The organism is Brevibacterium sp., from assembly GCF_031179145.1.
Classification (GTDB): domain Bacteria; phylum Actinomycetota; class Actinomycetes; order Actinomycetales; family Brevibacteriaceae; genus Brevibacterium.
This window is the reverse complement of record NZ_JAPSIB010000002.1, coordinates 61,046-70,984: the sequence shown is the minus strand read 5'-3', so window position 1 is coordinate 70,984 and position 9,939 is coordinate 61,046. Positions and strand designations below refer to the sequence as shown.

9 protein-coding genes are annotated in these 9,939 nt (G+C 68.3%); 7 read left to right on the top strand and 2 right to left on the bottom strand.

The window, feature by feature from the left end; all coding sequences use genetic code 11:
* From RIT73_RS02305 to RIT73_RS02275, 7 genes are read left to right on the top strand one after another with little or no spacing between them, the layout of a single operon-like run.
* A complete protein-coding gene (locus tag RIT73_RS02305; RefSeq protein ID WP_309130435.1) occupies positions 1-1,023 on the top strand; it encodes an ABC transporter substrate-binding protein in 1,023 nt (340 codons plus the stop codon).
* Positions 1,023-1,775 (top strand): ABC transporter ATP-binding protein, encoded by a 753-nt coding sequence (locus RIT73_RS02300; RefSeq protein ID WP_309130434.1) that lies wholly within the window; start codon positions 1,023-1,025, stop codon positions 1,773-1,775. Before RIT73_RS02305 ends, RIT73_RS02300 begins: the two co-directional genes overlap by 1 nt.
* Entirely contained in the window at positions 1,762-2,628 is an 867-nt protein-coding gene (locus RIT73_RS02295) for an ABC transporter permease (protein ID WP_309130433.1), read from the top strand. Before RIT73_RS02300 ends, RIT73_RS02295 begins: the two co-directional genes overlap by 14 nt.
* A 12-nt stretch (positions 2,629-2,640) precedes the next feature.
* Positions 2,641-3,462, top strand: a complete 822-nt coding sequence (gene cobA / locus RIT73_RS02290; RefSeq protein WP_309130432.1) for a uroporphyrinogen-III C-methyltransferase — start codon at positions 2,641-2,643, stop codon at positions 3,460-3,462.
* Positions 3,459-3,779, top strand: a complete 321-nt coding sequence (gene fdxA / locus RIT73_RS02285; protein WP_309130431.1) for a ferredoxin — start codon at positions 3,459-3,461, stop codon at positions 3,777-3,779. The genes cobA and fdxA overlap by 4 nt, the downstream gene beginning before the upstream one ends.
* Before the next feature lie 9 nt (positions 3,780-3,788).
* Positions 3,789-5,189: an FAD-dependent oxidoreductase gene (locus RIT73_RS02280; protein WP_309130430.1), complete on the top strand. Its 1,401-nt coding sequence runs from the start codon at positions 3,789-3,791 to the stop codon at positions 5,187-5,189.
* A gap of 10 nt (positions 5,190-5,199) precedes the next feature.
* Positions 5,200-6,336, top strand: a complete 1,137-nt coding sequence (locus RIT73_RS02275; RefSeq protein ID WP_309130429.1) for an FAD-dependent oxidoreductase — start codon at positions 5,200-5,202, stop codon at positions 6,334-6,336.
* Here the strand turns inward: RIT73_RS02275 and RIT73_RS02270 are convergent.
* Together RIT73_RS02270 and RIT73_RS02265 are read right to left on the bottom strand one after the other, a co-directional pair.
* Complete coding sequence (locus tag RIT73_RS02270) at positions 6,308-7,546, bottom strand: serine hydrolase (protein ID WP_309130428.1); 1,239 nt, start codon at positions 7,544-7,546, stop codon at positions 6,308-6,310. The genes RIT73_RS02275 and RIT73_RS02270 overlap by 29 nt on opposite strands.
* A 173-nt stretch (positions 7,547-7,719) precedes the next feature.
* Positions 7,720-9,771: a biotin carboxylase gene (locus RIT73_RS02265; protein ID WP_309130427.1), complete on the bottom strand. Its 2,052-nt coding sequence runs from the start codon at positions 9,769-9,771 to the stop codon at positions 7,720-7,722.
* Positions 9,772-9,939 lie beyond the last annotated feature (168 nt).

The following is a 9,939-nucleotide window of genomic DNA, read 5'->3' as shown; positions in this document are numbered from 1 at the left end:
ATGCGCACCCATGTCATCCTCGCTGTGTGGCTGGCCGCCGTGGTCGGCCTCGCCTCGGCGTGCACCCCTGCCGCCGAGGCGCACGGTGGTCTGCGCCTGGGGTATTTCGCGAATCTCACGCATGCACCGGCCCTCATCGGACTGGAGCAGGGACTCTACTCCGACGAGCTCGACGGACCGGTGAGCGAGCAGCGATTCACCGCCGGTCCCGCCGCGATCGAGGCGCTCTCGGCGGGAGCCGTGGACGCCGCCTACATCGGGGCCGCCCCGATCGCGAACAGCTACGTCCGCAGCGAGGGGCGGTCGGCCGTCGTCGTGGCGGGAGCGACGAACGGGGGAGCGGGACTCGTCGTCGACCCCGGCCGGGCCGAGGACCTCGAAGCCGGGAGGACAGCGCTTCGCGACCTCCGCTTCGCCACCCCCGGGCTGGGCAACACCCAGGACGTGGCCCTGCGCTCCTGGCTGGCCGATCAGCGCCTCGAACCGTCATTGACCGGGCACGGGGACGTGTCGATCGCACCGATGTCCAACTCCCAGATCTTCACCCTCTTCACCACCGGTTCGATCGATGCGGCCTGGCTGGCCGAACCCTGGGCGTCGCGGCTCGTCGTCGACGGCGGCGGCACACAGCTGCTCGACGAAGCCGAGCTCTGGCCCGGCGGCACCCACCCCTCGGCGGTCCTCGCCGTCAACCAGGACTTCCTCCGCGAGCAGCCGGAGCAGGTGGCCGCCCTGCTGCGCGCGCACCTGACCGCCATCGACTTCATCCACACCCAACCCGAGGCGGCCGCGGACACAGCCAACCACAAGTTGGAGACGGACACGGGAGCCGCCCTGAGCGCCGAGGTCCTCTCACGGGCCTGGAAGAACCTCGACTTCGACGCCGACATCCCGACCGCCGGTCTGGAGGCCTACCACCACCAAGCGGTCCGAACCCGGCTGCAGCCGGAAGGCTCGCTGGCCGGTCTCACCGTCACCGCACCGCTGGACCAGGTCCGCTCGACGCAACGGGAAGGTCAGTGATGAGAACCGCCTCGGCGCCCATCATCTCCGCGACGAACGTCGACAAGACCTTCGTCCCGGGCGGACCGCGTGTCCTCGACTCCGTCAGCTTCGACGTCGAGCCGGGCGAATTCGTCTGCCTCCTCGGCGGCTCCGGCTGCGGCAAGTCGACCCTGCTCAACCTCATCGCCGGCATCGACCTGCCCACCGGTGGGACCCTGATGCTGCCCGGTGACGGGGCGGCCATGATGTTCCAGGACTCGGCGCTCATGCCCTGGCTGAGCGCCCGCCACAACGTCGAGCTCGCGCTGCGGCTGCGCGGCGTGCCCAAGCGGGACCGGAGGGCGATCGCGGATGAGCTGCTCGACATGGTCCACCTCAGCGCGGCCGCCGATCGCCGACCGCACGAGCTCTCCGGCGGGATGCGGCAGCGAGTCGCGCTCGCCCGGGCCCTGGCGCAGGAGCGTTCGGTGCTGCTGATGGACGAACCGTTCGCCGCCCTCGACGCGATCACCCGCGACTCCCTGCACTCCGAACTCGAACGGGTGTGGAAGGAGACCGGCCGGACGATCGTGTTCGTCACCCACAATGTGCGCGAGGCGATGCGCCTCGGCGACCGGATCCTCCTCATGGCGCCCACGCCCGGCGGAGTGGTCGCCGAATGGCGCATCGACATCGACCGCCCCCGCGCGGCCGACGACCCCCGGGTGGTGTCGACCACCGCCGAGATCACAGACAGACTGCGAAAGGAGATGGGACATGAGCGCCACTGAACTCGATCGGGCGCCGAGTGCCCCGGACCGGATCCTCGCCGAGGTGACGACCCCCGGGCGGGACCAGGGCACCCGGCGCTCGCGGATCCTTTCGGTGCTGCTGCCGCCGGTGCTCGTGTTCGCAGGCCTCATCGCGCTGTGGCAGGTGTTCGTGCTGCTCATCGACCCGCGCCCGGACCTGTACCCGGGGCCGGCCGAGGCAGTGGCCGCCTTCGTCAGCGCCTGGGAAGCGGGCACGATCACCGAGGCCGTGACGACCAGCCTGCAGCGGGGGGTTCTTGGATTCGGACTGTCCGTGCTCATCGCGGTCCCGATCGGACTCGTGCTCGCCGAGACCCCCTGGCTGCGGCGGGCATTCGGCCCCTTCGTCACGGGCCTGCAGGTGCTCCCCTCGGTGGCATGGGTGCCGGTCGCGATCATCTGGTTCGGCCTCACGGACGCCACCGTCTTCACGGTCATCCTCCTCGGCGCCGTGCCCTCGATCATCAACGGACTCGTCACCGGCATGTCCCAGGTGCCGCCGCAGTTCAATCAGGTGGCCCGGGTCCTGGGTGCGAGCCGTCGCGAGCGCCTCCAGCTCATCGTCATCCCGGCGGCCCTGCCCAACTTCATCGGCGGACTCAAACAGGGGTGGGCATTCGCGTGGCGCTCGCTGATGGCGGCGGAGATCATCGCCACCGGCGGGACACTGGGCTTCGGCCTCGGCGCCCTGCTCGACCAGGGGCGGCAGCTGGCCGACATGGCCGGGGTCTTCACCGCCATCGTCCTCATCCTCGTCGTCGGGGTCCTCATCGAGATCGCCGTCTTCGGCCCCCTCGAACGATTCGTCGCGGTGCGCCGCGGACTGCGTTAAGAAAGGCACAACATGAGCATCTTCACCCACACCGCTGACGGCAGCGTGCTGCTCGTCGGAGCCGGCCCCGGCGATCTGGGGCTGCTCACCGTCAAGGGACTGCGCGCCCTCGAGTCGGCCGAGGTCATCGTGGCGGACCGCCTCGGCGCCAGATCAGTCATCGACCAGCTCGAGGCCGAACGCGGACGCCCGCTCGACGCTGAGATCATCGACGTCGGCAAACTGCCCGGCCACCACCCGGTGCCGCAGCAGCGGATCAACGAGATCCTCGTCGAACAGGCGAAGGCCGGACGCCGCGTGGTCCGGCTCAAGGGCGGAGACCCCTTCGTGTTCGGCCGCGGCGGCGAGGAAGTGGCCCACTGCCATGCCGCAGGCGTCGACGTCCAGGTCGTGCCCGGGGTGACGAGCGCGAACTCGGTGCCCGCTGTGGCCGGGATCCCGCTCACCCACCGGGGACTGGCGACGACGTACACCGTCATCACCGGCCACGATCAGCTCACCGAACTCGGCGGCGGCCGCGACCACACCGTCGTCGTGCTCATGGGGATCGGGACGCTCGCCCATTCGGCGATGATCCTCGCCCGCGGCGCCCGGCGCGGCGACTGCCCGGTGGCGATCATCGAGGACGGGTACGGACCCGACCAGCGAGTGACGATCGGAACCCTGGAGACGATAGCGTTCCAGGCCGCACGCCGGCAGGTGCGCTCACCGGCCGTTGTCGTCGTCGGTGAGGTCGTCACCCTGAGCCCCTACGCGAACGGCGTCTTCGAGACCCAGCAGATCCCGGAGACGGCCCCTGCCACCACCAGTCCAGTACTCACGAGGAATCCATGACCTACATCATCGCCCAGCCCTGCGTCGACGTGAAGGACCGCGCGTGCATCGAAGAGTGCCCGGTCGACTGCATCTACGAGGGCCAGCGTTCGCTTTACATCCACCCGGACGAGTGCGTCGACTGCGGCGCCTGCGAACCGGTGTGCCCCGTTGAGGCGATCTACTACGAAGACGATGTGCCAGAGGAGTGGGAGAGCTACTACTCGGCCAACGTGGAGTTCTTCGACACGATCGGATCGCCCGGGGGCGCCGCCGCCCACGGAGTCAGCGACTTCGACCACCCGTTCATTGCCAAGCTTCCGCCCCAGAACACGTAAGGATCACCCATGACCACCCACCCATTCCGTGTCGCCATCATCGGAGCCGGACCCGCCGGAATCTATGCCGCCGACCTCCTGACGAAGGCCGAGCGCGACTTCGAGCTCAGCATCGACCTGTTCGAGCGGCTGCCCGCTCCCTTCGGCCTCGTCCGCTATGGCGTCGCCCCCGATCACCCGCGGATCAAGGGCATCATCAATGCCTTGATCAAGGTCCTCGACCGCGGCGACATCCGCCTCTTCTCCAACGTCGACTACGGCACCGACCTGCATCTCGAAGACCTCACCGACCGCTACGACGCGGTGATCTTCTCCACCGGCTGCATCAGGGACGCCGACCTCGCCATCGACGGAATCGATCTGCCCGGCTCCTACGGCGCCGCTGATTTCGTCAATTGGTACGACGCCCACCCTGATGTGCCTCAGACCTGGCCGCTGGAGAACGAGAAGGTCGCTGTCATCGGCAATGGCAACGTCGCCCTCGACGTCGCCCGGGTGCTGGCGAAGCAGGCCGACGACCTGCTCACCACCGAGATCCCCGATCACGTCTATCAGGGTCTGAAGTCGTCGAGGGTCACCGATGTCCACGTCTTCGGCCGGCGTGGGCCTGCGCAGGCGAAGTTCACGCCCCTGGAGCTGCGCGAGCTCGGACATGTCAAGGACGTCGACATCATCGTCTACCCGGAGGACTTCGAGTTCGACGAGGCCTCGATGACCTCGATCCACTCGAACAACCAGGTCAAGCAGGTGACGAAGACCCTGACCGACTTCACGCTGCGCGATCCCAAGGGCGCACCTCGGCGCCTGCACCTGCACTTCCTCCACGCCCCCGTCGAGGTCCTCGGATCCGACAAGGTGACCGGCCTGCGGACCGAGAGGCAGCGCCTCGACGGCAACGGCGGAGTGGAGGGCACGGGCGAGTTCGTCCACTGGGAGATCGACGAGATCTACCGCGCTGTTGGCTACACCGGCACGGCCCTGCCGCAGCTGCCCTTCGACCCGCGCCGCGGTGTGATCACCAACCACGAAGGACGGGTCGTCGACTCGGTCGACCAGGCCGAAGCTCCTGAGGCCGACGTCGTCCAGGGCGTGTACGCGACGGGCTGGATCAAGCGCGGACCTGTCGGGCTGATCGGGCACACGAAGGGCGATGCCCTGGAGACGATCACCCACATCCTCGAGGACCGCGCCGCCGGGGCGCTGACCGAACCGGTGTACCCCGAGGAGTCGGCGATCGTCGAACTGCTCGAGGATCGTGGCGTCGAATACGTCGACTGGGACGGCTACCGGCTGCTCGAAGCAGCCGAGATCGCCCTCGGCGAGGCCGAAGGCCGGGAGCGGAAGAAGATCCCGACCCGCGAGGGAATGCTCGCCGAGGCCCGGACGCGGATCGGAGCCGATTCCCAGTAAGGTGACTTCTATGTCACCCACTTCACGCGTCGCCGTCATCGGCAGCGGGATCGCCGGTGCCGCAGTGGCCTTCGGCCTCGCCTCCCGCGGGGCGGGGGTCACTGTCATCGACGACAGCATGTCCGGACAGGCGACCGCCGCCGGTGCCGGCATCGTCGCCCCCTGGGTGTCGACGAGCACCGGCGCCTACTACGAGGCGTACGCGGCCGGCGGCAGCTTCTATCCGGAGCTGCTGCGCCGCCTGGCGGAGTTCGGCGTCACCGACGTCGGCTACCGCAGGACCGGAGCGATCATCGTCGACCGGGACCCCGGGAAGCTCGCCGAGGCGGCCGTGCTCGTCCGCGAGAGGGCAGCGGCCGCAGGCCGGGTAGCCGGTGACGTCGTGGAACTGGACCCGTCCGATCTCCGGCTCGCCTTCCCTCCCATCGACCGCGAGATGTCGGGGCTGCTCGTCACCGGGGGAGGGCGCGTCGACGGACGGATGCTGTGCGACGGACTGCTCACCGCAGCGGTGGTGTGCGGGGCCGAGCTCGTCCGCGACTCGGTCGTCGGTCTCACGCCGTCGCAGGGAACATGGACGGTGACCACCACCTCGGCGAGGATCGGGGTCGACGCCGTCGTCGTCGCGGCGGGGGCCTGCAGTGCCGAGATCCTCGCGCGGCTGGGCCACACCGTGGCGATCAGCCCACAGCGCGGGCAGCTGATCCATCTGTCCCTGCGCGGGGCGAACACCGCGGTGTGGCCGACGGTGCACCCGCTCGGCCACCACTACATCACGCCCTTCGACTCCGGTCGGATCGTCATCGGAGCCACCCGTGAGGACGGCACCGGGTTCGACGTGCGGCCCACCGCGGCAGGGCAGAAGCAGGTGCTCGACGACGCGCTGTCGATCGCTCCCGGACTCGCCGACGCCACCCTGCTCGAGACCAGAGTCGGGATCCGACCGATGTCCCTGCGTTCATCGGGTCTGCCGTTCGCCGGTCAGGTGCCAGGCTCGCCCGGGCTGTGGCTGGCGTCGGGATTCGGCGCCGGGGGACTGACGATGGGACCACTCATCGGGGACGGCATCGCCTGCGCACTCCTCGGCGAACCGGCCCCGGAGATCGCGGCGCTGGGGCTCAGCCCGTCACCTTCGACGTCTGCTTGAGGGGCCCCGACTTCGCGACGGTGCCGGAGACGGCGTTCGCGATCGCATCGAAGGCGCGGATGGTGGGGAACAGCTTCGTCGCATCCTGCGGCAGACCCCAGGAGGAGAGCTTGACCCCGACGAAGCTGGCGCCCGGATTCATGTAGATCATCTGCCCGTGGATTCCGAGCGCGAGGAACGCGTGGGAATCCGGGTAGGGGAACCAGAACTGGTTGCGGTACATGCCGCCGGGCATCCGGTTGTCTCCGGGGCTGTCGGCGAATGCCTGCCGCGTGTCCGCGCTGCCGGTCAGCGTGTCGCCGATCCAGGAGGTCGGAACCGCCTGCTCGCCGGTCAGGGACAGGCCCCGATTCGCATAGAGGTAGCCGAACCGGGCGAGATCGCGCAAGGTCGTATTGATCCCGCCGTCGAACATCCCCACCCCGTACTGGTCGGTGGCGATGAGGGCATCGTGCTCCGCGCCGATGCGGGCCCAGAGCACGCGCGACATCAGCGTCTGCATCGGCTCCCCGGCGACCTTCTCACACACCCACCCGAGCACATCGGTCTCGCAGGAGCGGTATTCGAAGGGACCGCCGTGCTCCGACTTCTTCTCCAGAGTGGTGAGGTAGCGGTACATGCCGAGGCCGGGGGATTCCGGTTCGTCCTCGGACCACCCGATCGAGGCCTCGATCTGCCGGACCTCGGAGTTCGGGTCGAGGTAGTTCTCCGAGAACCGGATTCCCGACCGCATGTCGAGGAGATGACGGACCGTGGCGCCGGCATAGCCGGACCCCGCCATCTCGGGGATGTAGTCGGTGATGGGCCGTTCGGGGTCGAGATCGCCGGCCCCGACCAGGATCCCGGCGACGGTTCCGACGAGTGACTTGCTCACCGACATGAGGAGGTGCTGCGAGTCGGGCCGCATCGAGGCGAAGTACTCCTCGGCGAGAACGGTTCCCCTGTGCAGCACCAGCCAACCGTCCGTGTCGGTGGACTCGATGACGCTGCGGACGCTGCGGGGCTCGCTGTAGGGAGTCTTCGGGATCTCGATCTCCCCGAGGTCCTGGAGAGCGACCGGAAGCTCGGCGACAGGTCCGGCGCCGCGGGAGATCGGAGTGGTGGGCAGGATCTGCGACAGGTTCTGGAACGACCACCGGACGTTGTCGGCATCCTGCCAGTTGTCCTTGTCGATGATGCTCACGGCCTGCGCCGACGAAGTCTCAGTCACGGTCTGCCCTCTTGATCGTGGAAGTGTGCTCGATGGCCCGGGAACTCGTGCCGGCCCGGGTGTGCGGTTCGTTGCAGATTATCACCGCGATGCGTCCGGTGCCGAGGATCACGCGGTTGGAATCGTTCGGACCCCCGGACGGCACAGCCGCCGGGGGTCCGCAGGAGGTCGGGTCAGTCGCCCTTGGCGCCGGGCCCGCCGATCGCCGGAGACGGATCCTCCGCGGTGACGGGGACACCGGCGTACATCGCCCTGATCGAATCGATGAAGTGCTTGGCCCTGATGCTCAGCGCCTTCGAATCGCCGTTGCTCGTCTGCAGCGGGTTCTTCGTCACGAGCACGCCGAGGTCGGCGCCCTTCCAGCGGTACTCACCGGCTCCGTAGATGCGCAGGAAGAAGACCTCGTTGCCGTTCTGCAGCGGGTGCCAGTCGAGGGCAGCCCGCTTGTAGGTCAGCGTGCCGTACTGATCGAGGTAGTACTGACCGGTCATCGGCGAGTGGGTGATGTACTCGGTGATCGGAGCCGTCTCCTTGATGATCATCTGGCTCCACTCGTCGGCGCCGGAGAGCTCCTCCCACCGTTCGTTGATCTCGTCGATGTCGAGATCGAATTCGACGTCGAGGTACTCGAGCAGGTGGAAGAGGAACAGCGGCACATCGGCGTAGGCGCCGGCGGTGACGTTGGTGATGGCACTGGCGCCGGAGATGCGCGGGTTGAGCTCGCCCAGGTAGACGTCGTCGGAGTCGAGGTCGACGAGCACGTCGACCTCGAAGAACCCGCGGTACCCGCGGCTGCGCAGGCCGTCACCGACGCGCCGGACGAGGTCGCGGGCGCGATGCCGCTGGTCGGAGGTGAGCACGTCGGGGGTCATCTCGTTGCCGCACCAGCCGCCCTTGTACGGGGTCAGTTCGGGGAAGCCCGCGAGCTCGGTGAGGAACGGTCCGACGACGGTGCCGCTTGAGGTGAGCACCGCCTCGACGGCGACCGGCGTGTTGTTGATCCGCTTCATGATCTTCAGCTGTTCGCCGATGATGTCCTCGATGTGGCGGTCCCAATCCGCCTCGGAGGAGATGAAGAAGGTGGTCTTGCCGGAGTCCCCGTAGGGGGTCTGGACGACGAGATCGGTGCCCAGGCCGGCCTTCGTGGCCTCGGCGTTGAGCTCCTCATAGGTGTCCGCGGTCGTGAGCACGTTGGGGACGGAGAAGGCTCCGGCCTCGTTGCCGAGCTTCGTCGTCTCGATCTTCGAGTCGAGCAGATTGCGCAGCTTGGCCGAGGGCAGGATGAGATCGTATCCGAGCTCGCGGCAGATCCTCTCGGTCTCCTCGTCGAAGAAGACCATCGCGACCTTGGGCCGCTCGCCATGCGGGACGTTGCGGGTCATGTGCGCGCGCACCTCGGCGTTGAGCAGCAGCCAGTTGTTGATCGCCTCACCGCTGTCGAACTCGACGAAGGGCTTGTACCGGGGCGAGAACACGCGCGGATGCGCACCGTCCCAGCCGTCATAGTACGTGACATAGGAGAAGTTGCGGACCCAGCGGTCGAGGCCGAGGAGGTTGAACGGGGTCGCCCCGATGAAGTAGATCGGCGTCTGGTTGGTGCGGAAGAAGTGCCGGACCTCGGAGACATTGCGCAGCGGTCGCTTGAGCTGGACCCGATCCGCCTCCTCGCCCGTGTAGGCGGCATCGGTGCCCACTGCCACCTCACCGGCGGTGACCGGCTGGCCGGCGACCGGGACCGGTGCGCTCGGCGTCGCGGCAGAGACAAGAGTGGCTGCCTGGGCCGCGCGGGTCGCGGGGGTCTCGACAGGGGCCGAGGTCGCGGCGGGTGCGGATGCCGCGGGGGCAGGTGCTGGTCCGGCGGACGCGGCGGGTGCGGATGCCGCAGGCTTCTTCGAGTCGGGCTTCTTCGCGTCGGGCTTCTTCGTCTCCGGCTTGGCGGCCGCGGCCTTCTTCACCTCGGCGGCCTTCACTGCCTTCTTGCCGTCTGCCTTCTTGCCATCGGCCTTCTTGCCCGACGCAGAGCTCTTGGTCGGGACAGAGCCCTTGCTCGCACCCGATCCGCTGCTCGGTGCGGAGTTCTTGTTCGGCGCAGCGACGGTCACGGCCGGTCCGAAGGTCGAGGTCGATGCGGGGGTGCCGGTCTTCTTCGGCGGTGTTCCACCGCGGCTCGCTGTCGTCTCGGGGGCAGTGGTCGTTGGGGCAGGGGCCGACGAGTCGTTCGTCATCGCACTTCTCCTTGTGAAGACGTCAAGCGTCTCATCCTCATTGATGTCCGCGTCCACATCCGCTCCCGGTTCCGCAGCGCTGCGTGAGAGCGCTTCGGCACCTCAAAAGATGTGTAGTGGACAACATATACCAGTTCCCCCACCCGTGCACGACGCTCCACCGAATGT